The organism is Starkeya nomas, assembly GCF_902703545.1.
Classification (GTDB): domain Bacteria; phylum Pseudomonadota; class Alphaproteobacteria; order Rhizobiales; family Xanthobacteraceae; genus Ancylobacter; species Ancylobacter moscoviensis.
Map to the genome: position 1 here is coordinate 1 of NZ_CACSAS010000001.1, position 22517 is coordinate 22517.

The window sequence follows — 22517 nt, forward strand, 5'->3', positions numbered from 1 at the left end:
GCACCGGTCTCCTGCTCCTTCAGTAGTCCGATAATCTGCTCTTCCGTGAACCGCGATGGTCGCATCGTCCGTCTCCGTAATCGACGGACTCTACCCAAATCTGGAGGAAGTTCAGGGTCTCAGGTCATATCTCGGAGACGGCACCGCACCGGCGGCCGGCCAGCCGGCGCTGGTCACCATCTTACGGGATCCCTTCAGCCGCCTGGTTTCGCATTACGACTTCTGGAAAACCCAGATCCAGGACACCGGCCATTATCTCTGGCGGAAAATGCACGAACAGGACTGGAGCCTCGAGCAGTTCGCGCTCAGCCCTGAAATGCAGAATTTCTACTCCCAGCACTTCTCGCAGATCTCGATAGGCCGATTTGCTTATATCGGCATATCCGAAAATATAGATGAATCGATCAGGAACTGCTTCGACGTCATCGGCCTTCGGTCGGCCATGCAAACCCGTCACGACAACCGGAAGGCCGGCAAGGACGAGCGGACGATCGATCCAGGGCTTCGCCGGGCCGTGGAGGAATTCCACGCACAGGACTACCTGATCTACAATTACGCGGTCGCGCGCTTCCATTCCGGAGCGGCTTGACCGCTCGGAACGTCCTTTCCAAGAAATGGCAGCGGAAGAACGCCCCGCTCACGCCGGCGCGAAGGTGCCGTCGGGGCCGAGGTGCTCCAGCACGCCGGTGGCCACGGCGAAATAGGCGCCGTGGAGCACGAGACGCCCCTCGTCCAGCCGCTCGCGGACCCACGGAAAGGTCTCGAGATTGCGCAGCGAGAGCTTCACGCACTGATGCTCGAGAATGGTGCGCCGCTCGGCCGGGTCCGAGCTGAGATTGAGCGCGATGTCGCGCGCCGGGCCGGCGATCTTGATCCAGTCCGGCAGGAAGTCCTGCGCCTGCGGGGGCGCGCCGTCGATGAGCGCCCCCGCGCCCCCGCACAGCGCGTGGCCAAGCACCACGATCTCGCTCACCTCCAGCACCCGAACGGCGAACTCGATGGCGGCGCTGGTGCCGTGATGGGCGTGGTCCGGTGCCGTGTAGGGCGGCACGAGATTGGCGACGTTGCGCACGACGAAGAGCTCGCCCGGGCCGGCATCGAAGATCATGGAGGGGTCGACGCGGCTGTCGGAGCAGGCGATGATCAGTGTCTGCGGGCGCTGCCCGCGCGCAGCGAGGCGTTCGAAGAGCGCCTTGCGCTCCGGCCATGAGGTAGCGCGAAAGCGGCGATAGCCGTCGAGCAGTTTGTCCATCCGTCACCCTTGCGATAGGCAGGCCGCGCCACAGCTGAATAACGATGCTGCGCCCGGCGCGCAAACGGGTCGTGCCCGATCCGGGCGCACGGGAGGCATACTGTCGCGGCGAGGCATACGCCGGCCGCATGGCATAGATTGCCGTACGGTATTCGGAAGCCGGAAGGAGACGCGCATGGCAGAGGACATTCCCTTCGAACGGCGCTTCGACGCCGTGCCGGGCGTCGCCGACGAGGTCGCGCCCGGCGTGCGGCGCGTGCTGGCGCCCAATTCCGGCCCGTTCACCTTCACCGGCACCTGCAGCTATATCGTCGGCGAAGGCGAGGTGGCGATCATCGATCCGGGTCCCGACGATCCCTCCCATCTCGCCGCGCTGCTCGAGGCGGTGCAGGGCGAGCGGGTGACGCACATCTTCCTCACCCACACCCATCGCGACCACAGCGGCGCGCTGGCGGCGCTGAAGGAGGCGACGGGCGCGCCGGCCTATGCCGAAGGTCCGCATCGCGCCGCGCGGGCGCTGCACGCGGAGGAGACCAACACGCTCGACGCGGCCGGCGACCGCTCCTTCCTGCCGGACGTGGCGCTCGCCGACGGGGCACGGGTGGCGGGCGCCGGCTGGGAGTTGACCGCGTTGGCGACGCCCGGTCATACCGCCAACCACATGGCCTTCGTGCTCGAAAAGGAAGGGCTGATCTTCGTCGGCGATCATGTGATGGGCTGGTCGACCTCCATCGTCGCGCCGCCGGACGGCTCGATGAACGCCTACATGGAATCGCTGCGCCGGCTCGGCGAGCGGCCGGAGACGCTCTATCTGCCCGGCCATGGCGGGCCGGTGCGGCAGGGACCCGCCTTCGTCGAGCGCTATCTGCGCCACCGCCACGCGCGCGAGACGGCGATCCTGCGGGCGCTGGAGCGCGGGCCGATGGCGATCCCGGAGATCGTGCGGGCGATCTATATCGGCATCGACCCGCGCCTTTATGGCGCCGCCGGCCTCTCGACGCTGGCGCATATGGAGGATCTGGTCGAACGCGGCGACGTGCTCACCGAAGGCCCCGCCCTGCTTGCCGGCATCTACCGCCTGCCGTGACCCTCACTGGCGGCGGGGGCGGCCCTGCTGGTCGGCGAGATCGGTGAAGAGTTGATCGATGCGCCGGGCGTTCGAGCCAAAGTCGCGGTCGCCGCTGCGGGCCACCGAGCGCATGTCCACCCGCGAGCCGTCGGGCGTGCGGCGCACGCGGATCACCACATCGTCGCGCAGGCCGAAGGGCAGGCTGCGCACCACCGCCTCGATCCGCCCGTCGCGGTTCCCGCGCGGGGCCACCGCGTCGACGACGAGCCATTTCTGCCGCGTCACCAGCGACAGCACCACCCGGTAGATTTCCTCCGGCGGGGTGTCGAAGGAGATCGGCTTGATGCCGGGGTAGAGGTCGAGCTGCCGCTCGGCCAGCTTCTCGCCGGGATAGACGAGGCTGTTGGCGGCACGCGAACGCACCGTGCCGAGCGTGACGAATTCGGGCGGATCGTCCGGGTCGGTGGTCACGTCGGCAAGGCTGGGCAGGCCGACGCTGAGTGCCGCGATGGTCGCGGTAGGCGTGATCAGCATGAGTGCCAGCGCCGCGGCGCCGATGACGCGCCCGAGACCCTTCAGCCCCTCGTTCCAGATGACGACGAAGCCCGCGAGGGCGAGCAGCAGGGCGAGCACCGCCACCCCGACACCCGCCAGCACGGTGTAGAGCGCGCTGCGGAAATCGAGCGTCTCGGTGGCGTAGAACATCACGCCGATGAAGGTGACGGGGAAGGCGAAGATGGCGGCGCGCAGGCTCCAGACCGCGAGCCGCGACATGCGCTCCTCGACATAGAGCCGACGGCGGATCATTGCCGCGTCCTCCCGCCCCCGCCCGTCACGCCAGCTCTCCGGCGACCGGCGCGCGGGTGCCGGCGAAGAGATCAGCGAGATCTTCCACCGAATTGACCACGAGATCGGCCTCGTGCGCGAAGGGGTCGACCGGCGTCGGCCCGCAGCGGACGAGGATCGCCATCGCGCCGGCGGCGCGGGCGGTGTCGAGGTCGTGGCGGGTGTCGCCGACCAGCGCGATGGCCTGCGTCGGCAGGCCCGTCAGCAGGCTGAACGCCTGGATCATGCCGGGCGCCGGCTTCGAGCCATAGCCCGAATCATGGCCGTAAATGGCGCTGAGATAGGGATCGAGGCCGAGCCGGGCCGCCTGCAGCCGGGCGCTGGGTTCGGCGTCGTTGGTGGCGATGCCGAGCAGCAGGCCCTGGGCATGCAGCCGCCCCAGCGTCTCGGCGGGACGGCCGATGGGCGTGAGGCAGCGCGTGCCTTCCTCGCGGAAGAGTTCGTCCATCTCCTCGAAGAAGGCGGCGTCGGCCGGACGGGCGAGAACCTCGGCCCAGAGCGGCCCGTACTGGCGCGAGGAACCGGCGATCAGCGGCGAGGTCTGGAGAAAACGGCCTTGATCGGGCAAATAGTGACTAACGAGGTGGAGACGCTCCAGCACCGCGTCGTCGTCGCCCGCGAAGTGGCGCATGACGGCGCCAGCGGCCGGTCCCCAGGTACGGTCGAAGTCGACCAGGGTTCCGTCCTTGTCGAAGAGAATGGCGTGGGGTGCGTTCACTGTCGGTCGCGAAACGGTTGATAGGGGCACGAGGGGGCCTGATAGCATGGAATTCCGTCGCCTCCCATCGTGGCGCACATCCCGGCACCGTCGCCGGAACGGATTGGCCGTGAAAGGAGGCCCGCTGCCGGTCGCCATCCTCGCGCTGCTCCTCACCGGTGGCCCGCTCGCGGCACAGTCGACGCGAGAGCTGAAGCAGAGCATCGACCAGGCGGGCAACGCCATCAACCGCCAGCTCGGCGAATGGATCGGCGTGGCGCAGGAGCCGCCGCCGGAACGCCCGGCCCGCCCTTCCGCGCCCCGGACCAAGCCGAAGACCGCCCGCGCCGCGCCCGCCTCCATGCCGGCCTCCGCTCCCCTGCCGCCCCGGCGCCCGTTCGAGGCCGACCAACAGGCCGCCCTCGAACCGGACGAGACGCCGGCCGGGAACGACGCCGCGCCGGAGATGCCGGAGGCGGCTCCCGCTCCCCCGCCCTCCCCGCCGCCAGCCGGCAGGGCGGCCAAGCCGGCTCCCGAGGTCGCGCCGACGGGAACGACGGAAGAACCGGCGGAAGCTCCCGCAAAGGGGCGGGCGACGGCTCCCGTGCCACTGCCCCCGCCGGGGCCGAACCGCCAGTTGGCGGCGCTGCCGCCGCCGGAACCGGCCGTCACCACCGGCGCCGCGCCGGAGCCCCCGGCGGACGATGACGGTTCCCAAGGCGCCCAGCCGGCGCCGACTATCTGCCCGGAGCTTTCCAACGAGAATCTCGGTGTGTTCACGCCGGTGTCGGTCGCCGCGAACAACGCCGCCTGCACGGTCGACCGCGGGGTGAGCCTCTCCGCCGTGCGGATGAAGGACGGGCGCATGGTGACGCTGGAGCCGCCGGCGGTGCTGCGCTGCGCGATGGCCGCTGCCGTCGCCCGCTGGCTGCGCGAGGGCGTCGACCCGGCGATCGCCACGCTCGGCGCGCCGCTCGGCACCGTGCTGGTCGCCGCCTCCCAGCAATGCCGGCCGCGCAACCGCGTCCCCGGCGCCAAGATCAGCGAGCACGGACGGGGCAACGCCATCGACACGCGCGGCTATGTGCTGGCCGACGGGCGCCGCTTCGTCATCGGCACGCCCGCCAAGGGCAGCGCGGAGCGGGCGATGCCGCTCGCCTTCCAGGAACGGCTGAAGGCGAGCGCCTGCGCCGACTTCACCACCATCCTCGGCCCCGGCTCGGACGGCTATCACGAGCTTCACCTGCACGTGGACCGGGCCGAGCGCCGAAACAACCTCGTGCTCTGCCGCTGGGCCACCGCCGAGATCCGGGCGGGCGGCGCAGCAGCGAAACCGGCACCAAAGCCGTCATCCAAACCGGATGCGAAGCCCGCCGCGCAGCCGGCGGAAGACGCGCCGGACGACGAAGAAACAAGTCAATAGCGCACCGCTCAGACCAAGGGCGCGCTTCCGGCGCGCCGCGCGCCGATCTAGGGTGAGCGCCGGTTCCACCATCGGCCGGCGGAGTTCTGCCATGCTCACCAATCTTCAGGCTCGCGATGTCGAGACCCTGGTCCACCCCTACACCAATCTCGTCGCGGTGCGCGAGACGGGACCGCTCATCCTCGAGCGCGGCAAGGGCGTGTGGGTGCACGATGTCGACGGCAAGCCCTATCTGGAAGGCATGGCCGGCCTGTGGTGCACGGCGCTGGGCTATGGCAACGAGGAACTGGTCGAGGCGGCGGCGGCGCAGATGCGCAAGCTCCCCTTCACCCACATCTTCGGCGGCAAGAGCCACGATCCCGCGATCGAGCTCGCCGAGAAGCTGAAGGAGATGGCGCCGGTGCCGATCTCCAAGGTGTTCTTCACCTCGTCCGGCTCGGAAGCCAACGACACCCAGATGAAGCTCGTCTGGTACATGAACAATGCGCTGGGGCGGCCGAAGAAGAAAAAGATCATCTCCCGCATGCGCGCCTATCACGGCGTGACCATCGCCTCGGCCTCGCTCACGGGCCTCGCCGGCAACCACAATGACTTCGACCTGCCGATCGCGGGCGTGCGGCACACCACCTGCCCGCACTATTACCGCCTCGCGGAGGCCGGCGAGACCGAGGAGGATTTCGCCACCCGCCTCGCCGCCGACCTCGAAGCCCTCATCATCGCCGAGGGGCCGGAGACGGTGGCCGCCTTCATCGCCGAGCCGGTGCTCGGCGCGGGCGGCGTCATCGTGCCGCCGAAGAGCTACTATCCGAAGATCGAGGCGGTGCTGAAGAAGTACGACGTCTTCTTCATCGGCGACGAGGTGATCACCGGCTTCGGTCGTCTCGGCACCGCCTTCGGCTGCGAGGCGCTGGAGATGAAGCCGAACTCCATCTCCATCGCCAAGGCGCTGTCCTCCGCCTATCAGCCGATCGGCGGCGTGATGATCCCGGAGGACATGTACCAGGCCATGCTGCAGGAGAGCAGCAAGCTCGGCAGCTTCGGCCATGGCTACACCTATTCCGGCCATCCGGTGGCGGCCGCCGTGGCGGTGAAGACGCTGGAGATCTACGAGCGCGAGAGCATCTTCGAGCGGGTGCGGGCGAAAATCCCCCAGTTCGACGCCCGCCGCGCCGCGCTGGAGGACCATCCGCTGGTCGGCGAGGCGCGCGGGGCGGGCCTCGTCGGCGCCGTCGAGCTGGTGGCCGACAAGAAGACCAAGCAGCAGTTCGACCCCAAGCTGGGCCTCGCCGCCAAGTGCGTCGCCTTCTGCCAGGAGGAAGGGCTGATCCTGCGCAACGTCTTCGGCGACGCCATCACCATCTGCCCGCCGCTGGTCATCTCGCCGGCGGAGATCGACGAATTGTTCGACCGTCTCACCCGCGCCCTCGACAAGACGCTGGACTGGGCGGTGCGCGAGAAGCTGCTGGCGGCCTGAACGCCCCCCAACACGGGGAAGACGACATCATCCCCGGGGTTCGCCCCGGGGATTTTCGTTTCAGCCCGCCCCCGCCGCGAAACGCGCGCTATCCGGGGGAAGCTTGCCCGGGCAACCGGCCGAGATTCGAGATATTGTCGAAGCAAACAAAAAGGGCGCTGCCGACGGCAGCGCCCTTTTCGGTTTCCGGTGCGGCGTGCGTCAGAGCACGACGACTTCCGTGCCCTGCGGCACGCGGGTGTAAAGGTCGATCACGTCCTCGTTCAGCATGCGGATGCAGCCGGAGGAGATGGCCTGACCGATATATTCGGGCTGGTTGGTGCCGTGGATGCGGAACAGAGTGTCCTTGTTGCCCTGGTAGAGGTAGAGCGCGCGGGCACCCATCGGGTTGTGCGGGCCGGGACCGACGAAGTCCGGCACGCCGGCGATGCGCTGCTTGATCTCGGGGGTGGGGACCCACTGCGGCCACTCGGCCTTGCGGCCGACCTTGGCCTCGCCCTTGAACGCCAGACCTTCCTCACCGACGGTCACGCCGTAACGGATCGCCTTGCCGTCCTTCTCGACGAGGTAGAGGTACTTCTTGTCGGTATCGACGACGATGGTGCCCGGCTTCTCCTTGCCGGCATACTCGACGATGGACCGCTGATACATGTCCGGCGGCAGCACCTTTTTATAGGGAGTGTTGGCCAGCAGCTTCTTGTCCCGCGGCGTCAGGGACGCCTCCGGCGCCGCCTGGCGCTGCACCTGGCTGCATGCACCCAAAAGAACCGCCAAGAGGACAATGCCCGCCCCGCGCAAAACCATTTTCCAATGCTCCGAATCGCCCTGCACGCCAAACGCGTGTTCTTAGCTCGCAAGTCGATTAACCGAAGTCCGGGCCGCCTTGAAGAGGCCACATGAGTGCCACGTGTTTGTCGGGGCAAAATGTTGCGCAAAAACCTCAGTTCCCTTGGAAGAGGTCGAAAAAGCCCGGCGACGGCTTTCCGGCCCGCAAGAGACCTTATCTCCGACCGCGACTCTGCATATTTTTGACGCAGTCGGCGCTCATTTCATCGGCAATCCGCCGGTGTAAGGCGGCGTGTACTGGAGGAAGACATGTCTACCGAAGAAGAGAGCCCGGCTCCTGAGGGCCGACCGAGCGAACGCTGGGAGCGTTCCCAGCAAACCGCGCACTGGCGCGAGATCGGCATTTCCGCGGTTGCCGCCGCGGCGCGCTACCACAGCGACAAGAAGACGGTATCCGATGCCCCCGTTTCGGGCGCGGCGCGGACCGAAGATGCGGAAGCAAAAATCGTCACGCTTCGCGACGTAGAATATTTCGCGGCCTGACGCCGCCGGCCGGAAGGCCGCCGCGATCACCGCCTCATCTCCCAGAGCCGATGGAAGACGCAACGCTCCCACCAGCGCGATGCCTGCTGCGCCGCGCACGGGACGGGTTTCGCCGGCTGATCGACCCGGGCACCGCACAACGGCCGGACCTTCGCCCATGGCGCAGGGCCGGCTGGAAGTCGGCTGTGTTCCGGCGCATGCTCGGCCGCGTGAATGAAGCGTCGGAGAGGCCATGATCACTGCCTATTGCGTGCGCGGCGGCACGCTCACCTCGGTTCACATCGGCCCCGGGCAGGCCCTCCCGCCCGATACGGTGTGGATCGACCTGCTGCGGCCGAGCGAGGGCGAGGACCGCATCATCGAGGCGGCGCTGGGGATCTCCGTGCCGACCCGCGAGGAAATGGTCGAGATCGAGCCGTCGAGCCGGCTGAGGGTCGAGAACGGCGCCCGCTATATGACGGGCTCCATCGTCTGCAACAGCGAGGGCGAGCGCCCGTCGCTGGCGGAGGTCTCGTTCATCCTCACGGACGGCAAGCTCGCCACCGTGCGTTATGACGAGCCGACGCCGTTCCGGCTGCTGGCCGCCACGCTCGACCGGGCCTGCCCCGGCGGGATGAAGGGCGACCGGCTGCTGTTCGCCCTGCTCGACACCATCATCGACCGCGCCGCCGACATCATCGAGCGACTGTCGGCCGACATCGACGCCGTCTCCCGCCAGGTCTTCGAGCGCGAGCCGACACGCACCGGCGACAGCCAGCGCTTCCGCGTCATCCTGCGCCAGCTCGGCCGGCGGGGCGACCTCGCCTCCAAGGTCCGCGAGAGCCTCGTCTCCATCGGCCGGCTCGTCACCTTCCTCGCCACCGAGGGAGAGGCCCAGCGCTTCGACAAGGAGCAGAAGGCCCTGTTGAAGAGCATGCAGCGCGACGTCGGCTCGCTGAACGACCATGTCAGCTACATCGGCAACAAGATCACCTTCCTGCTCGACGCCACGCTCGGCATGGTCGGCATCGAGCAGAACAACATCATCAAGATCTTCGCGGTTCTGTCGGTGGTGCTGATGCCGCCGACGCTGATCGCCTCGGTCTACGGCATGAACTTCCAGTACATGCCGGAGCTGAACGAGCACTGGGGCTACCCCATCGCCCTCGCCGCCATGCTGGCGGCGGCGGTGGTGCCCTACTGGTTCTTCAAATGGAAGCGGTGGCTGTAACGCTCTGGCGCCGGCCTCGTCATCCCCGGCGGACGCAACTCACGCGACGCCGTGCCCGGCCTTGGGCCGGGCATTCACGACCTGGCTGATGAGGGCCTGGATGGCCGGGCCAAGCCCGGCCATGACGTTCATCTGCCTCAGACGTGCTGACCGCCATTAATGTGGATCTCCGCCCCGTTCAGATAGGACGAGGTGTCGGTGCACAGCACATAAATGATCTTCGCCACCTCGTCGGGCGTACCGAGGCGCTGCATCGGGATCTGCTCGACGAGCTTTTCCGTGCCGGGCGACAGGATCGAGGTGTCGATCTCGCCGGGCGCGATGGCGTTCACCCGCACGCCGAGCGGGCCGAAATCGGCCGCCATCTCACGCGTCAGCCCGGCCAGCGCCGCCTTGGAGGTCGCGTAGGCCGCCCCGGCGAAGGGATGCACCCGCGAGCCGGCGATGGAGGTGACGTTCACCACCGCGCCATGGGTGCGCTTCAGCTCCTCTAAGAGGCCCCGCGCCAGCAGGATGGGGGCGAAGAAATTCACCTGGAACACCCGGCGCCAGTCCTCTTCCGGCGTGTTGAGCGTGCCGAGACGCACGCCGCCCGCCCCCTTGGGCGAGATGCCGGCATTGTTCACCAGCGCGTGCAGCTCGCCATCCGGCAGGCGGCTCTTGATCTCGTCCACCGCCCGCAGCGTGTCGGCGGGGTCGGAGAGATCGACCTGGATGTGGTCTTCCGGCCCCATCTCCCACGGGCAGTTCTCCGGGAAGGGATGGCGCGAGCAGGTGATCACCCGCCATCCGGCGGCGGAGAAGCGCTTGACGGTGGCATGCCCGATCCCGCGCGAGGCGCCGGTGAGCAGGAGGGTGCGGCGGGGCTGGTTGGTCATGATTGTCTTAGCTCAGCGTCAGGCCGTGTCAGGGACAAAGCCGCCCGGACAGGCGGCGCGGAAAGGCTCACGGATAAAGGCGCGTCTTGCTCCAGCCGGCGGCATCGGGCGCGTCGCGGCGGAAGACGATGCGGTCGTGCAGGCGGAACGGCCGGTCGTGCCAGAACTCGATCTGGACCGGACGGATGCGGAAGCCGGTCCAGTGCGGCGGGCGCGGCACGGTGCCCAGCGCATATTGCGCCGTGACCTTGGCGACCGCCGTCTCCAGCGCGAAGCGCCCTTCCAGCGGGCAGGACTGCTGGCTCGCCCAGGAGCCGATCTGCGACAGGCGCGGGCGGGTGTTGAAATAGGCGTCCGCCTCCTCGTCGCTCACCGTCTCGACCGGACCGCGCACCCGGATCTGCCGGCGCAGCGACTTCCAGTGAAAGACGGCGGCGGCCTTCGGCACGGCGGCGAGCTCGCGCCCCTTGGCGCTGCCGGTGTTGGTGAAGAACACGAAGCCGCGCTCGTCGCGCTGGTTCAGCAGCACCATCCGCACGTCCGGCAGCCCGTCGGCGTCGACCGTGGCGAGCGCCATGGCATTGGGATCGTTGGGCTCTTTCCCGGCCGCCTCGGCGAACCACTCCTCGAAGAGACGGAACGGTTCGGTAGCGGAGGTAAAATCACCGGATATTAACTCTTCAGGCGCTTCCATAACGTCATTCTTCGGGCGGGTTGGGCAACAAGACCCATGGATGTGTTCCACAGGTGGCGGACGATGGCGACGCAGGGTGCGGCGCGGCATCGCTCTTCATATAGGCGCACCGCGCCTTTCCACACAGTATCTTTCCGCACGGCGGCGTGCTGGACGACCCTCTTCGCGGGTCTCGCCCTCGCCGGCTGCGCCGGCGCGCCGGCAATCGACACGACGACCACCGGCTCGATCTCGCCCCGCCGCGCCGCCGCCTATGCCAGCGAACCGGTGCCGGAAGGCGTCGCGCCGGACGACTGGCTGGCCGCCCGCACCGCGCTCGCCGAGGCGCTGCGCGAGGACAGCTGGGCACCGAGCGTGCCGTGGGAGAACAGCGCCAGCGCCACGCGCGGCACCGTGACCCCGCTCGACCCGACGGTGGCCGCCAACAACAAGGCGCGGTGCCGCGAGTTCCTGATGAGCTTCGTGCGCGACGCCAACGAGGAATGGCTGCAGGGCGAAGCCTGCCGCACCGAGCGCGGCTGGTGGAAGGTCGATCAGGCGCGGCTGCTGCAGCGCGGCTGACCTCCCGTCCTCCCCGACTTCCGGCTTCCCACCGGTCCGGTCGGCCGGGCTCACGCACCGCCCCGCCGGACGCGCTTCCGCGCGGTTCACGCTTCCGCTACCGTTGCACGCTGGCAACACCATGCCTACATGCGTGGGAGCCGGAACCGCCGGACGAGATCATCATTCATGCGCGATCCCTATGAAATCCTCGGCGTCGCCCGCAACGCCGACCAGAACGAGATAAAGCGCGCCTTCCGGCGCCTGGCGAAGAAGCTGCATCCGGACGCCAACAAGGACGATCCGAAGGCGCAGGACAAGTTCGCCGAACTGAACAGCGCGCACGAAATCCTCTCCGACCCCGAAAAGCGCGGCCAGTACGACCGCGGCGAGATCGACGCCGAGGGCAAGCCGCGCGGCTTCGAAGGCTTCCCCGGCGGAGGTGGCGGATTCAATCGCGGCGCCCATCGCGGCCCGCAGGGCGAGACCATCTTCGAGAGCTTCTCCTTCGGCCCGGAGGGCATGCGCCGCTCCGGCCACGGACCGCACGAGGCCGGCGGCTTCGACGACGTGATCGCCGATATCCTCGGCGGTCTCGGCGGGCGCGGGCGGGCCCGTGCCGGCGCGGGCGGCGGCGAGATGCCGCGCGGCGGAGACATCGAGATCAGCGTGCCGGTGCCGCTGGAGCGCGTGATCGAGGGTGGCCCGGTCAAGGTCCACCTGCCGAACGGGCGCACCGTCGAGGTGAAGATCCCGGCCAAGGTTGCCGAAGGCCACCGCATGCGGATGAAGGGCCAGGGCGAGCCGAGCCCCTTCGGCGGCGCGCCGGGCGACGCCTATGTCGTCGTCGCCTATGCCCCGCACCGGCATTTCCGCGTCGAGGGCACGGACCTGCGCACCGACGTCCCCCTGTCGCTGGCCGATGCCGTGCTGGGCGGGAAGGTGCGCGTGCCGACGCTCGGCGGCGACGTCGAACTGTCGGTTCCGGCGCACACCAATTCCGGCCGCACCTTCCGCCTGCGCGGCAAGGGGCTGCCGAAGGCCGACGGCTCCTCCGGCGACCTGCTCGCGACGATGCGAATCATGCTGCCCGATACCTCCGACGAGGAGCTGGAGGCGCTGCTGCGCCGCCGGCGCGAGGACACCGCCTGAACCGCGCCATCGCACCGTTGCGACCGCTCGCTTGAGCGGGTCTTGCTGCTGTGCGATAGGAACGCACGCCACCGTGAGGGTGGTCGAGGTACGGAGCAGGGCGTGACCAGCATGGCATCGGGCGGATTGATGAGCGGCAAGCGCGGCCTGGTGATGGGAGTGGCGAACAACCGCTCCATCGCCTGGGGCATCGCCAAGGCCGCCCACGCGCAGGGCGCGAAGCTCGCCTTCACCTATCAGGGCGAACCGCTGAAGAAGCGCGTCGAGCCGCTCGCGGCGGAACTCGACGCCACCCTGGTCGGCCATTGCGACGTCACCGATCCCGCTACCATCGACGCCGTGTTCGCCGAGACCGAGCGCCAGTTCGGCGGGCTGGACTTCCTCGTCCACGCCATCGCCTTCTCCGACAAGAACGAGTTGGACGGCCGCTACGTCGACACGACGGCGGAGAATTTCAGCAAGACCATGCTGATCTCCTGCTACAGCTTCACCGCCATCGCCCAGCGCGCGGAGAAGCTGATGACGGAGGGCGGCTCCATGCTGACCCTGACCTATTACGGCGCCGAAAAGTGGATGCCGCACTACAATGTCATGGGCGTCGCCAAGGCCGCGCTGGAGGCGAGCGTGCGCTACCTCGCCGCCGACCTCGGCCCGAAGAACATCCGCGTCAACGCCATCTCCGCCGGCCCGATCAAGACGCTGGCGGCCTCCGGCATCGGCGATTTCCGCTACATCCTGAAGTGGAACGAGCTGAACGCCCCGCTCCGCCGCACCGTCACGGTGGAGGAAGTGGGCGACACCGGCATGTACCTGCTGTCCGATCTCGGGCGTGCCGTCACCGGTGAGATCCACCACGTCGACGCCGGCTATCATATTGTTGGCATGAAGAATCCCGAAGCGCCCGACCTCACCCTCGAGCGCGACTGACGACACGCGGAGCAGGAGCATCCCGCATGAGCAAGGCCCGCCTTTCCCAGCTCTTCCGTTTCCTCCTGCCCGCCGCGCTGGTCGCCACCGGACTGGCGGCAGCCGCGCCCGCCGGCGCGCAGAACGGCCCGATCGTCGTCGGGCCGCCGCCGGGCTCGGGCCTCGGCGGCTCCGGCCTGCCCTACATCCCGCCGCCGGGCGCGCAGGACCGTGGCGTGCCGCCGGACTTCCAGACCTACCCGCTGCTCAACCGCATCTTCGGCACCGGTGGCGCGATCTTCCCCGGCTATGTGAGCCCCAGCAACGGGCGCAACGACAATGACCGGCTCGCCTATCTCACCGGCGGCGGCCAGGGGCGCGTGATCTTCGCCGCCGGCACGGCGGACAGTCTGTGCCAGATGGCGCAGGCGCCGCAGATCAAGGTGCTCAGCGCGCCGCCCAAGGTGAAGATCAGCTTCGACATCGGCTCCTTCACTGCCACCGGCACCGATGCCGGCTCGCGCCGTTGCGTCGGCCGCCAGGCCGGGGGCACGCGGGTCTTCGCCAGCGGGCGGGCGCCGCTGGGATCGACGGTGACGCTGCGCGTCGACTATCCGCTCAACGGCCCCAGCTACACGCACGTCGTGACCCTTCCTTCGAAATGACCAGACGACGCATCTTCCTCGTCCGTCACGGCGAGACCGACTGGAATCTCGCCGGCCGTCTGCAAGGCAGTCACGACATCCCGCTGAACGATCTCGGCCGCGAGCAGGCGGCCGATACGGCGCGCGTGGTGGACCGCCTCAGCGGCGGCGCGGCGAGCCTCGACTTCGTGGCAAGCCCGCTCAGCCGCGCCTCGCAGACCATGGCGATCCTGCGCGCCGAACTCGGCCTGCCGCCGGACGGCTTCCGCCGGGACACGCGGCTGCGCGAGATCGGCTTCGGCCGCTGGGAAGGCGCCACCTGGCCGGAACTGCGCCGGCGCGATCCCGTCAGCCTTGCCGCCCGCGACGCCGACCCGTGGAACTTCACCCCGCCAGGTGGGGAAAGCTATGCCGAACTCTCCGCGCGCGTGCTGGCCGCCATCGACGACTTGACCGGCGACAGCGTGGTGGTGACCCATGGCGGCGTGGTGCGGGCGATGCTGCATGCGTTCGCCGGCATGCCCGCCCCCGAGGCGGTGGAGCTGCCGGTCCGCCAGGGCGCGGTCTACCTCATTGAAAATGGCGGGTTCGAGCTTGCCGTCGCCTGACGGCTCACGGGAGATGTCGCGATGGGCGCTCAACTGATCCGGGCCGAAGAGGCCGTCCACCCCCGCCCGATCTGGTGCGTCACCCCGCAGAACTGGCGCGAGATCGCGGGCGGCATTCCCGCCCCGGCGACCGCCTTCGCCGAGGCGAGCGGCTTCAAGGGCGAACCGGGCGCGCTGCTGGTGCTGCCGGCGGCGGATGGCACCATCGCCGGCGTGCTGTTCGGCGTCGAGGAGACACCGCGCGACCCGCTCGCCTTCGGCAAGCTGGCGACATCCCTGCCGGCCGGCGACTACGCCATCGCCCACGCGCCCGCCGATCCCCGCCTCGCGGCGATCGGCTTCCTGCTCGGCGGCTACCGCTTCACCCGCTACCGCAAGCGCAACGGCGCCGACATCCGCCTGGTCGTGCCGGAAGGCGTCGACGCGGACGCGGTCCTTCGCACCGCCGAGGCGGTGGCGCTGACGCGCGACCTCGTCAACACCCCGGCCAACGATCTCGGCCCCGCGGAGATCGAGGCGGCGGTGCGTGTGCTTGCCGCCCGCTTCGGCGCGCAGGTGAACGTGACCGCGGGCGATGACCTGCTCGCCGCCAATTTCCCGCTGGTCCACGCCGTCGGCCGCGCCTCCCCGCGCGCGCCCCGCCTCATCGACCTCACCTGGGGCGATCCGAACGCGCGCAAGGTGACGCTGGTCGGCAAGGGTGTCGCCTTCGACACCGGTGGGCTCGACATCAAGCCGTCCAGCGGCATGCTGCTGATGAAGAAGGACATGGGCGGGGCGGCCAACGCCATCGGCCTCGCGCAGATGATCATGGCGCGGAACCTGCCGGTGCGGCTGCGCCTCATCGTCCCTGCCGTCGAGAACGCCATCGACGGCTCGGCCTTCCGGCCCGGCGACATCTTCCCCTCGCGCAAGGGCCTCACCGTTGAGATCGGCAACACCGATGCGGAGGGGCGGCTGATCCTCGCCGACGCGCTCAGCCTCGCCGACGAGGAGGCGCCCGAGCTGCTGATCGACTTCGCCACGCTCACCGGCGCGGCGCGTGTCGCGCTCGGGCCGGAGCTGCCGCCCGCCTATACGGACGACGAGACGCTGGCGGCCAACCTCGCCCGCCACGGCGCCGCCGAGGCGGACCCTTCCTGGCGCCTGCCGCTGTGGCGGCCCTACGCCGCGATGCTCGACAGCAAGATCGCCGACCTCAACAACGCGCCGGGCGGCGGCTTCGCCGGCTCGATCACCGCCGCGCTGTTCCTCCAGCGCTTCGTCGAGCGCGCCGGGGCATGGCTGCATCTCGACATCTACGCCTGGAACCCCTCCTCCCGCCCGGGGCGCCCGGAAGGCGGCGAGGCGCAGACGATCCGCGCGCTCGACGCGCTGATCGCCGAGCGTTTCGGGGACTGATGTTTCATATTTCCGGCATTTGTCAGAATCGGTCTGACGTTAAGGAATTTTTCGTCGCGAAGACGCCATAGTCCGGGGAACAATCCGCAACCGTAACGATTGCGGACCGGGGACGGGCCATGGCGGTCGAGTTGCGCCCATCGCAGGCGTTGCGTCTCCTGCACGAGCTGTCGCTCGCGCAGGTCCGCGACGACGCGCCGGACCTCAGTCCGCGCCAGCTGGCGATATTGCTCAGCGTCTATCTGGAAGCGCCGCCGCACACGGTGCGCGGCCTCGCCGCGCGGCTTGGCGTCACCAAGCCGGTCATCACCCGCGCGCTCGACACGATGGGCCAGCTCGGTCTCGTGTCGCGGCGCCGCGACGAGGCGGATCGACGCAACGTCATCATCCAGCGTACGGTGGAAGGCGCGCTCTATGTAGAGCGGCTGGGTGACCAGGTGGTCGCCACCGCCCGCTCCCTGCCAAGATAGGCTGTTATCAAGACCGCTATCAGGATCGCCGCCTGCCGAGACAGCCCCGCAACGATGACCGCCTCCATGAACGCCCTGCTGACACCCGACCTCGACCCCCGCCTCACCCCCGCCCGCCCGGACATCGCCGCGCTTCACCTGCGGGGCGTGGTGACGGCGGAACGCTTCGTCGCCGGCGAGCCCTATGCCGTCGCGCGCCCCAGCGTACCGGTGCGCAAGGAGCCGGACCCGACGGCGCCGCTCACCACCGAGGCGCTGTCGGGCGAGAGCGTCACCGTCTACGAGATGACGATGGAAGGCTGGGCCTGGGGCCAGCTGGACGCGGACGGCTATGTCGGCTGGCTGCCCTCGGAGGCCCTGCTGCCCGCCGGCGCGCCCGCCACGCATCGGGTGCGGGCGCTGCGCACGCCGGTCTTCCCCGGCCCCAGCATCAAGCTGCCGCCCGTCGAGCTGCTGTCCCTCGGCAGCCGGCTCGCCATTATCGGCACGCGCGAGCGCTTCGCGGTGACGGAGACGGGCGGCTTCGTCTTCGCCGATCACCTCGCGGCGCTCGACGAGCCCGACGGCGACTTCGTGGAAGTGGCCGCGCGCTATCTTGGCGCCGCCTATCTGTGGGGCGGGCGCTCCAGCCTGGGGCTCGACTGTTCCGGCCTCGTCCAGGTCTCGCTCGCCGCCTGCGGCATCCGCGCGCCGCGCGACACCGACATGCAGGAGCGCGCGCTCGGCCAGCCGGTCGCCTTTTCCGGCGACGTCGCGACACTCGAGCGCGGCGACCTGCTGTTCTGGCCGGGCCATGTCGGCATCGTCGAGGACCGGGCGACGCTGCTGCACGCCACGGCGCATTTCATGTCGGTGGTGCGCGAGCCGCTGGACGCCGCACTGGCACGGATCGAGGCCGGCGGCACGCCGCTGCGCTCGGTGCGCCGGCTCTGAACACCCGAGCCCGGCGCCGTCCGTCCATCAGGCGAAGTGTTTGGCTCCCGCCACGCAGAGCACGACGAGGCCGGTGACGGCGATCATCGTCCACGCCACCGGCTCGCCGAGCAGCATTCCCGCCAGCGCCAGCCCGAAGAAGGGCTGGAGGAGCTGGAGTTGGCCGACCCCGGCGATGCCGCCCAGCGCCAGCCCGCGATACCAGAAGACGAAGCCGATCAGCATGCTGAAGACCGAGACATAGGCGAGGCCGAGCCAGGCCGGCCCGCCAATGCCGCTCCATGTCGGCGGCAGTGTCGCCAGCGCCATTACCGCCATGAGCGGGAGCGCCACCAGCAACGCCCAGGAGATGACCTGCCAGCCGCCGAGGTGGCGCGACAGCCGGGCTCCTTCCGCATAGCCAAGGCCGCAGAGCAGGATGGCGGCCACCATCAGCAGGTCGCCGGCGAGCGAGGTCGGGCCGCCATAAGCCAGCGCGAATCCGACGACCGAGGCAGCGCCGGCGACGGAGAAAAGCCAGAAGGCCGGCTTCGGCCGCTCGCCGCCCCGGACGACGCCGAAGAGGGCGGTAGCGAGCGGCAGCAGGCCGATGAAGACGATCGAGCGGGCCGAGGTGATGTGCTGGAGCGCCAGCGCGGTGAGCAGCGGAAAGCCGACGACCACGCCGAGCGCCACCACGGCAAGCGGCACCAGATCGCCCCGCGCCGGCCGGCTCTGGCGAAGCGCGAGGAGCAGGGCCGCGCCCAGCACCCCTGCGATGACCGCGCGCGCCGAGGTGAGGAAAAGCGGGGTGAAGCCGCCGACCGCGACGCGCGTCGCCGGCAGCGAGCCGCTGAAGATGATGACGCCGAGCAGGCCGCTGCCCCAGCCTTCCGTTCCGCGCTGCATGTCCGTCTCCCTGGCGTCCATTCCGCGATAGCGCTCCGGGACTGGCGGCGACAGCGACACTCCCATACGGTGGAGCCAAACAGTATGGATAACGGAAGCCATACAGTTAGCGTCCATGGAGACCAAAGAGGCCATGCCCACCCGCACCGAGGCCGTCATGGCGGCGATCCGCCGGCGCGTGGCGAGCCGCAGCCTGACCCCCGGCGAGAAGCTGCCCTCGATCCGGCGGTTCGCCCGCGACATGCAGGTCTCCCCCTCCACCGTCGTCGAAGCCTATGACCGGCTGGCCGCCGAAGGGCTCATCCGCTCCCGCCCCGGCTCCGGCTTCTATGTCGCGGGCAGCCCGGCGCCGGTCGCGCCGCGCGACGTGGAACCGAGGCTCGACCGCGCGATCGACCCCTTCTGGGTGTCGCGGCAATCGCTGGACGCCGGCCCGGAGATGCTGAAGCCGGGCTGCGGCTGGCTTCCCGCCGACTGGATGCCCAATGCGGCGATCCGGCGGGCGATCCGCGCGCTGGCGCGAGCCGACGATGCCGTGCTGACCGATTATGGCGCGACGCGCGGCTCGCCGACGCTGCGCCGCCTGCTCGCCCGCCAGTTCGCGGCGGAGGGCCTCGATGCCGGGCCGGAGCAGATTCTCCTCACGCCCTCGGGCACGCGGGCGGTCGACCTGCTCTGCCGCTTTCTCCTCAATCCTGGCGACACCGTGCTGGTCGACGACCCCTGCTATTTCAACTTCCAGGCCCTGCTGCGCGCCCACCGGGCGAAGATCGTGAGCGTTCCCTACACGCCGGCGGGGCCGGACATCGCGCTCTTCAACGAGGCGTTCGCTACCCACCGCCCGCGGCTCTACATCACCAACGCGGCGCTTCATAACCCGACCGGCGCCACGCTCTCGCCCTCGACCGCGCACCGTGTCCTGACCGCGGCGGCGGCCCACGATCTCACCATCGTGGAGGACGAGATCTTCGCCGATTTCGAGCCGGAGCCCTCCCCGCGCCTCGCCGCGCTGGACGGGCTGTCGCGGGTGATCCGTATCGGCAGCTTCTCCAAGGCGCTGTCGGCCTCGATCCGCTGCGGCTACATCGTCGCCCGGCCGGACTGGATCGAGAGCCTCATCGACCTCCAGGTGGCGACGAATTTCGGCGGCCCGAGCCCGGTTGCCGCCGAACTCGTCGCCGCCACGCTCACCGACGGCAGCTACCGCAAGCACCTCGCCGGGCTGCGCAATCGGCTGGCCAAGCGCCGGCGGGAGATCCTCGATCCGCTGGAGGGACTTGGCGTCGTGCCCTGGACGCTGCCGCGCGGCGGCTTCTATCTCTGGTGCCGCCTGCCGGACGGGCGGGACGCCGCCGAGGTGGCGAAGGCGGCGCTGCGCGAAGGGGTGGTGCTGGCGCCGGGGAACGTCTTCAGCGTCACCCAGTCGGCCGGCGACCTCATGCGCTTCAACGTGGCGCAGATGAACGCGCAGGTGCTGCGCGTCCTTGCCCAGGCCTTGCGCTGAACCGGCCCGACGAGGTCCACCAACCGCGCTCGACGGCGCCGATCCCTCGCGGCGCCCCGGCCTGCCCACAGGAACGCCCCCACCTGCGTCGGCTATATACTGGCGAAATTTGCGTATCGTCTCAATTATTACTTTATCTACTGTATTATAGACAGAAAGAAGTGGAGACGCCCTGCATATAAATGGGACGCGGCGTCATTTTCTATCGGTCACCCGTGGGAGATATTCCGGACCAGACAAACGCTCACGCGGAGCGCATGACATCGACCAGTTCGCCCAGCAGCCACTGCAACCCGCCGTCGCGATCCCCGCGCTGGTGCCAGATCGCCTCGGCGGCGACCTCAAGCGGGTCATAGGGCAGTTCGAGGATCTCATGGGTTCCCGCGTCGGCGATCCGGCGCGCCATGCGCTCCGGCAGCGTCGCCACCATGTCGGTCGCCGACAGGATGCCGGGCACGGCGGCGTAATGCGGCAGCGAGACCGCCACATGCGCGACGGCGTCCTCGTCGCTGGTCTCGATCAGCAGGCGGTCGATCCAGACGCGCCGCCAGACGCCGCGCTCGTCGATGAAGCCTTCGGCCGCCTGCTCGCCGCTGCCGGTGAGTTCCACCACCACGAAGGGGTAGGAGAACAGCCGGTCCCGGTCGATCGGCTGGCCGACGAGCGGATGCCCCCGGCGCACCACGATGGCCTCGCGGTCCACCAGCACCTCGGTTCGCCGCAGATGTTCGGGAAGGTCGGCGAACCAGCCGATGACGAGATCGAGACGGCCTTCGTCGAGGTGCCGGACCACGTCCATCCGGTTGTAGGGGAAGATGCGCAGCTCCAGCTGCGGCGCCGTCTTCGCCAGCCGCTCGATGAGGCGGGTCAGGATGACGGTGGTGCCGTAGTCGGTGGCCGAGATGCGAAAGGTGCGCGCCGAATTGGAGGGCTCGAAGGGCCTGGTCTTGATCGCCTCCTCGATCCGCTCCAGCCCGTCGAGGATCGCCGGGGCGATTTCGCGGGCGCGCGGCGTCGGCTCCATGCCGTTCTCGCCCGGCACGAACAGCTCGTCGCCCACCGCCTGCCGCAGGCGCGCGAGCGCATGGCTCACGGCGGAGGCGGTCACGCCCAGTTCGCGGCTGGCGCCGCTGACGCTTCGGCAGTGGAGCACCGTCTCGAACACCCGGAACAGATTCAGGTCGACTCTCTGTACGGACATGCCCCGCCCCGTGAACGAAATTCATGACCACACTGAAATAACTTCAGCGTTTACGCAATAATTATTCGCTGACAAGGTCGTCCAGAAACAGAACCGCCCTCGTATTTCGACGTACATCCGGACCGCATCGGCCGAACTCTATGAAAATTATACGATTCAATAGGCATCACGCAGGAGGTTTACTGCACGACCACAACCCTCTCCGGAGATGGAACCAGCACCTGATGGTGCATGACGCCCTTCTCCCGCCCCCTCCGCTCCCGGCCGAAATCGCACGGCGCATTTCCGATCCGCTTCCCTCATGATCCCAATGCCACCTGAAGATTCATGCCGGAGGGAAGACGACGCGCCCCTGGAGCCGCTCGAGCTGGCAGCCGATGCGCTTCCCGGAGCCGTCCCGTTCGACGCGTTCCGCGCGGCGTTCAGCGGGGTTGTCGAGCTGCATCTGGTGCGCGGGCGCGACGGCGCCTTCCCGATCCAGCAGACCCTGTGGGACCTCGGAAGGCTGGCCCTGGTCAGCGGGCATCTTCCCGGCCCGGGCTATGCCTTCGGCTGGCGCCATGCGCGCAAATCCACGCTGGAGCACTGGTACGTGCTGCTGCGGGACGACCCCGCCGCGCCGGACACGATCCGGCTGAGCTTCCATTGCCTCGCCGAGCCGTTCCAGACCGAGCTGGAGACGCGCCGGCTGCTGGCCCTGTTCATGCCGCGTGACCTGTTCCCCTCGCTGCACGAGATCAGCGGCATGCTCGACCACCGGCTGGAAAGCGGGGCGGCCCGGCTGCTGGCGGATTTCCTGCTCGGCCTCGACCGGCAATTGCCGCGCCTGCGGCCCTCGGATCTGGCGGGCGTGCTGGGCGCCACGCGCGGGCTGGTCGAGGCGTGCGTCGCCTCCTGCCGCAACGATCCGGCCGCCGAGCGCGGCGCGACCGATGTCCGGCTGCTCGAACGCGCCCGCCGCCTCATCGAGCAGAAGATCGACGACGCCGATCTCTCGCCGGCCTCGCTGGCCGAGGAACTGTTCGTGTCGCGCTCGCGGCTCTACCGCTCCTTCGAGCCGCTCGGGGGCGTGGCGGCCTATATCCGGCGCCAGCGGCTGCTGCGCACGCGCGATGCCCTGCTCGACACGTCCGACACGCGCTCCATCGTCCGCATCGCGGAACAGTGCGGTTTTCCCGACGCCTCGACCTTCAGCCGCGCCTTCAAGCACGAATTCGGCGTTTCGCCCCGCGCCGTCCGCAAGATGGGCTGGACGGGAAGCGGACCGCAGGAGGATGACGGCACGCCGCCGGCCGATGCCGGAGCCTCGCGCCTGGAGACCCTGCTGCGCCGCCCGCGCACCTGACGGCTGGACCGAAAGGCACCGCCGCCTGACACGGCGGCGGTGCATTCACTTCC

The 22517-nt window shown here is 69.2% G+C and carries 24 protein-coding genes; 16 read left to right on the top strand and 8 right to left on the bottom strand.

The genetic code is table 11. The annotated features are described in order from the left end of the window. The first annotated feature begins 55 nt into the window (after positions 1 to 55). Positions 56 to 589: a sulfotransferase family 2 domain-containing protein gene (locus STARVERO_RS00005; RefSeq protein WP_159597462.1), complete on the top strand. Its 534-nt coding sequence runs from the start codon at positions 56 to 58 to the stop codon at positions 587 to 589. Between the two features lie 48 nt (positions 590 to 637). On the opposite strand, the gene STARVERO_RS00010 is transcribed toward STARVERO_RS00005, so the two are convergent. Beyond that, positions 638 to 1252, bottom strand: coding sequence for a carbonic anhydrase (locus tag STARVERO_RS00010; protein ID WP_159597463.1), 615 nt, complete (start codon positions 1250 to 1252; stop codon positions 638 to 640). Between the two features lie 175 nt (positions 1253 to 1427). On the opposite strand from STARVERO_RS00010, the gene STARVERO_RS00015 reads away from it, so the two are divergent. After that, positions 1428 to 2339, top strand: coding sequence for an MBL fold metallo-hydrolase (locus tag STARVERO_RS00015; protein ID WP_159597464.1), 912 nt, complete (start codon positions 1428 to 1430; stop codon positions 2337 to 2339). A 3-nt stretch (positions 2340 to 2342) separates the two neighbouring features. On the opposite strand, the gene STARVERO_RS00020 is transcribed toward STARVERO_RS00015, so the two are convergent. Together STARVERO_RS00020 and STARVERO_RS00025 are read right to left on the bottom strand one after the other, a co-directional pair. Continuing rightward, complete coding sequence (locus tag STARVERO_RS00020) at positions 2343 to 3128, bottom strand: DUF1499 domain-containing protein (RefSeq protein ID WP_159597465.1); 786 nt, start codon at positions 3126 to 3128, stop codon at positions 2343 to 2345. 25 nt (positions 3129 to 3153) lie between these two features. Beyond that, positions 3154 to 3885, bottom strand: coding sequence for an HAD family hydrolase (locus tag STARVERO_RS00025; protein WP_159597466.1), 732 nt, complete (start codon positions 3883 to 3885; stop codon positions 3154 to 3156). 109 nt (positions 3886 to 3994) lie between these two features. Here STARVERO_RS00025 and STARVERO_RS00030 point away from each other — a divergent pair, with 109 nt between their 5' ends. Both STARVERO_RS00030 and STARVERO_RS00035 read left to right on the top strand, forming a co-directional pair. Beyond that, entirely contained in the window at positions 3995 to 5287 is a 1293-nt protein-coding gene (locus STARVERO_RS00030; protein ID WP_244616445.1) for an extensin family protein, read from the top strand. Positions 5288 to 5378: 91 nt separating this feature from the next. Next, on the top strand, positions 5379 to 6761 hold the full coding sequence (locus STARVERO_RS00035; protein ID WP_159597468.1) for an aminotransferase: 1383 nt from the start codon (positions 5379 to 5381) through the stop codon (positions 6759 to 6761). Between the two features lie 201 nt (positions 6762 to 6962). Here the strand turns inward: STARVERO_RS00035 and STARVERO_RS00040 are convergent, their stop codons facing one another. Beyond that, positions 6963 to 7565 carry a L,D-transpeptidase gene (locus STARVERO_RS00040; protein ID WP_186291983.1) on the bottom strand — a complete coding sequence of 201 codons (603 nt, stop codon included), beginning with the start codon at positions 7563 to 7565 and terminating at the stop codon, positions 6963 to 6965. 291 nt (positions 7566 to 7856) lie between these two features. Here STARVERO_RS00040 and STARVERO_RS00045 point away from each other — a divergent pair, with 291 nt between their 5' ends. Further along, positions 7857 to 8090 carry a hypothetical protein gene (locus STARVERO_RS00045; RefSeq protein WP_144343803.1) on the top strand — a complete coding sequence of 78 codons (234 nt, stop codon included), beginning with the start codon at positions 7857 to 7859 and terminating at the stop codon, positions 8088 to 8090. Positions 8091 to 8322: 232 nt separating this feature from the next. Continuing rightward, entirely contained in the window at positions 8323 to 9300 is a 978-nt protein-coding gene (locus STARVERO_RS00050; protein ID WP_144343802.1) for a magnesium transporter CorA family protein, read from the top strand. 137 nt (positions 9301 to 9437) lie between these two features. Here STARVERO_RS00050 and STARVERO_RS00055 read toward each other — a convergent pair whose 3' ends face one another. Together STARVERO_RS00055 and pdxH are read right to left on the bottom strand one after the other, a co-directional pair. Then, the gene (locus tag STARVERO_RS00055) at positions 9438 to 10178 is read right to left on the bottom strand and encodes an SDR family NAD(P)-dependent oxidoreductase (RefSeq protein WP_159597469.1); all 741 of its coding nucleotides are present in this window, start codon (positions 10176 to 10178) and stop codon (positions 9438 to 9440) included. 67 nt (positions 10179 to 10245) lie between these two features. Further along, positions 10246 to 10872, bottom strand: coding sequence for a pyridoxamine 5'-phosphate oxidase (pdxH, locus tag STARVERO_RS00060; RefSeq protein ID WP_159597470.1), 627 nt, complete (start codon positions 10870 to 10872; stop codon positions 10246 to 10248). 63 nt (positions 10873 to 10935) lie between these two features. Between pdxH and STARVERO_RS00065 the strand changes: the two genes are divergently transcribed. From STARVERO_RS00065 to STARVERO_RS00100, 8 genes are all read left to right on the top strand, one after another. Next, entirely contained in the window at positions 10936 to 11433 is a 498-nt protein-coding gene (locus STARVERO_RS00065; RefSeq protein ID WP_244616446.1) for an RT0821/Lpp0805 family surface protein, read from the top strand. Positions 11434 to 11601: 168 nt separating this feature from the next. Beyond that, on the top strand, positions 11602 to 12564 hold the full coding sequence (locus STARVERO_RS00070; RefSeq protein ID WP_159597471.1) for a DnaJ C-terminal domain-containing protein: 963 nt from the start codon (positions 11602 to 11604) through the stop codon (positions 12562 to 12564). 111 nt (positions 12565 to 12675) lie between these two features. Further along, the gene (fabI, locus tag STARVERO_RS00075) at positions 12676 to 13491 is read left to right on the top strand and encodes an enoyl-ACP reductase FabI (protein WP_186291997.1); all 816 of its coding nucleotides are present in this window, start codon (positions 12676 to 12678) and stop codon (positions 13489 to 13491) included. A gap of 26 nt (positions 13492 to 13517) precedes the next feature. Next, a complete protein-coding gene (locus STARVERO_RS00080; RefSeq protein WP_159597472.1) occupies positions 13518 to 14135 on the top strand; it encodes a hypothetical protein in 618 nt (205 codons plus the stop codon). Beyond that, a complete protein-coding gene (locus STARVERO_RS00085; RefSeq protein WP_144343796.1) occupies positions 14132 to 14722 on the top strand; it encodes a histidine phosphatase family protein in 591 nt (196 codons plus the stop codon). The genes STARVERO_RS00080 and STARVERO_RS00085 overlap by 4 nt, the downstream gene beginning before the upstream one ends. A gap of 21 nt (positions 14723 to 14743) precedes the next feature. Next, a complete protein-coding gene (locus tag STARVERO_RS00090) occupies positions 14744 to 16123 on the top strand; it encodes a leucyl aminopeptidase family protein (protein ID WP_159597473.1) in 1380 nt (459 codons plus the stop codon). A gap of 119 nt (positions 16124 to 16242) precedes the next feature. After that, positions 16243 to 16593 (top strand): MarR family transcriptional regulator, encoded by a 351-nt coding sequence (locus STARVERO_RS00095; protein ID WP_144343794.1) that lies wholly within the window; start codon positions 16243 to 16245, stop codon positions 16591 to 16593. Positions 16594 to 16659: 66 nt separating this feature from the next. Further along, positions 16660 to 17526, top strand: a complete 867-nt coding sequence (locus tag STARVERO_RS00100) for a C40 family peptidase (protein WP_159597474.1) — start codon at positions 16660 to 16662, stop codon at positions 17524 to 17526. Between the two features lie 27 nt (positions 17527 to 17553). On the opposite strand, the gene STARVERO_RS00105 is transcribed toward STARVERO_RS00100, so the two are convergent. Then, entirely contained in the window at positions 17554 to 18414 is an 861-nt protein-coding gene (locus STARVERO_RS00105) for a DMT family transporter (protein WP_159597475.1), read from the bottom strand. Between the two features lie 133 nt (positions 18415 to 18547). Between STARVERO_RS00105 and STARVERO_RS00110 the strand changes: the two genes are divergently transcribed. Continuing rightward, complete coding sequence (locus tag STARVERO_RS00110) at positions 18548 to 19918, top strand: aminotransferase-like domain-containing protein (RefSeq protein ID WP_244616448.1); 1371 nt, start codon at positions 18548 to 18550, stop codon at positions 19916 to 19918. 244 nt (positions 19919 to 20162) lie between these two features. On the opposite strand, the gene STARVERO_RS00115 is transcribed toward STARVERO_RS00110, so the two are convergent. Next, positions 20163 to 21119: a LysR family transcriptional regulator gene (locus STARVERO_RS00115; protein ID WP_159597476.1), complete on the bottom strand. Its 957-nt coding sequence runs from the start codon at positions 21117 to 21119 to the stop codon at positions 20163 to 20165. A gap of 310 nt (positions 21120 to 21429) precedes the next feature. Between STARVERO_RS00115 and STARVERO_RS00120 the strand changes: the two genes are divergently transcribed. Continuing rightward, positions 21430 to 22464 carry a helix-turn-helix domain-containing protein gene (locus STARVERO_RS00120; protein WP_159597477.1) on the top strand — a complete coding sequence of 345 codons (1035 nt, stop codon included), beginning with the start codon at positions 21430 to 21432 and terminating at the stop codon, positions 22462 to 22464. Positions 22465 to 22517: the final 53 nt, after the last annotated feature.

Excerpts from the sequence above, each read along its gene's own strand:
- STARVERO_RS00010 (WP_159597463.1), bottom strand. The coding sequence starts at position 1,252 with ATGGACAAACTGCTCGACGGCTATCGCCGCTTTCGCGCTACCTCATGG.
- STARVERO_RS00105 (WP_159597475.1), bottom strand. The coding sequence starts at position 18,414 with ATGCAGCGCGGAACGGAAGGCTGGGGCAGCGGCCTGCTCGGCGTCATC.
- STARVERO_RS00120 (WP_159597477.1), top strand. The coding sequence starts at position 21,430 with ATGCCACCTGAAGATTCATGCCGGAGGGAAGACGACGCGCCCCTGGAG.
- STARVERO_RS00020 (WP_159597465.1), bottom strand. The coding sequence starts at position 3,128 with ATGATCCGCCGTCGGCTCTATGTCGAGGAGCGCATGTCGCGGCTCGCG.
- STARVERO_RS00035 (WP_159597468.1), top strand. The coding sequence starts at position 5,379 with ATGCTCACCAATCTTCAGGCTCGCGATGTCGAGACCCTGGTCCACCCC.
- STARVERO_RS00070 (WP_159597471.1), top strand. The coding sequence starts at position 11,602 with ATGCGCGATCCCTATGAAATCCTCGGCGTCGCCCGCAACGCCGACCAG.
- STARVERO_RS00080 (WP_159597472.1), top strand. The coding sequence starts at position 13,518 with ATGAGCAAGGCCCGCCTTTCCCAGCTCTTCCGTTTCCTCCTGCCCGCC.
- STARVERO_RS00040 (WP_186291983.1), bottom strand. The coding sequence starts at position 7,565 with ATGGTTTTGCGCGGGGCGGGCATTGTCCTCTTGGCGGTTCTTTTGGGT.
- STARVERO_RS00090 (WP_159597473.1), top strand. The coding sequence starts at position 14,744 with ATGGGCGCTCAACTGATCCGGGCCGAAGAGGCCGTCCACCCCCGCCCG.
- STARVERO_RS00095 (WP_144343794.1), top strand. The coding sequence starts at position 16,243 with ATGGCGGTCGAGTTGCGCCCATCGCAGGCGTTGCGTCTCCTGCACGAG.
- STARVERO_RS00100 (WP_159597474.1), top strand. The coding sequence starts at position 16,660 with ATGAACGCCCTGCTGACACCCGACCTCGACCCCCGCCTCACCCCCGCC.
- STARVERO_RS00085 (WP_144343796.1), top strand. The coding sequence starts at position 14,132 with ATGACCAGACGACGCATCTTCCTCGTCCGTCACGGCGAGACCGACTGG.
- pdxH (WP_159597470.1), bottom strand. The coding sequence starts at position 10,872 with ATGGAAGCGCCTGAAGAGTTAATATCCGGTGATTTTACCTCCGCTACC.
- STARVERO_RS00050 (WP_144343802.1), top strand. The coding sequence starts at position 8,323 with ATGATCACTGCCTATTGCGTGCGCGGCGGCACGCTCACCTCGGTTCAC.
- STARVERO_RS00055 (WP_159597469.1), bottom strand. The coding sequence starts at position 10,178 with ATGACCAACCAGCCCCGCCGCACCCTCCTGCTCACCGGCGCCTCGCGC.
- STARVERO_RS00115 (WP_159597476.1), bottom strand. The coding sequence starts at position 21,119 with ATGTCCGTACAGAGAGTCGACCTGAATCTGTTCCGGGTGTTCGAGACG.
- fabI (WP_186291997.1), top strand. The coding sequence starts at position 12,676 with ATGGCATCGGGCGGATTGATGAGCGGCAAGCGCGGCCTGGTGATGGGA.
- STARVERO_RS00065 (WP_244616446.1), top strand. The coding sequence starts at position 10,936 with ATGGCGACGCAGGGTGCGGCGCGGCATCGCTCTTCATATAGGCGCACC.
- STARVERO_RS00110 (WP_244616448.1), top strand. The coding sequence starts at position 18,548 with ATGCCCACCCGCACCGAGGCCGTCATGGCGGCGATCCGCCGGCGCGTG.
- STARVERO_RS00015 (WP_159597464.1), top strand. The coding sequence starts at position 1,428 with ATGGCAGAGGACATTCCCTTCGAACGGCGCTTCGACGCCGTGCCGGGC.
- STARVERO_RS00045 (WP_144343803.1), top strand. The coding sequence starts at position 7,857 with ATGTCTACCGAAGAAGAGAGCCCGGCTCCTGAGGGCCGACCGAGCGAA.
- STARVERO_RS00005 (WP_159597462.1), top strand. The coding sequence starts at position 56 with ATGGTCGCATCGTCCGTCTCCGTAATCGACGGACTCTACCCAAATCTG.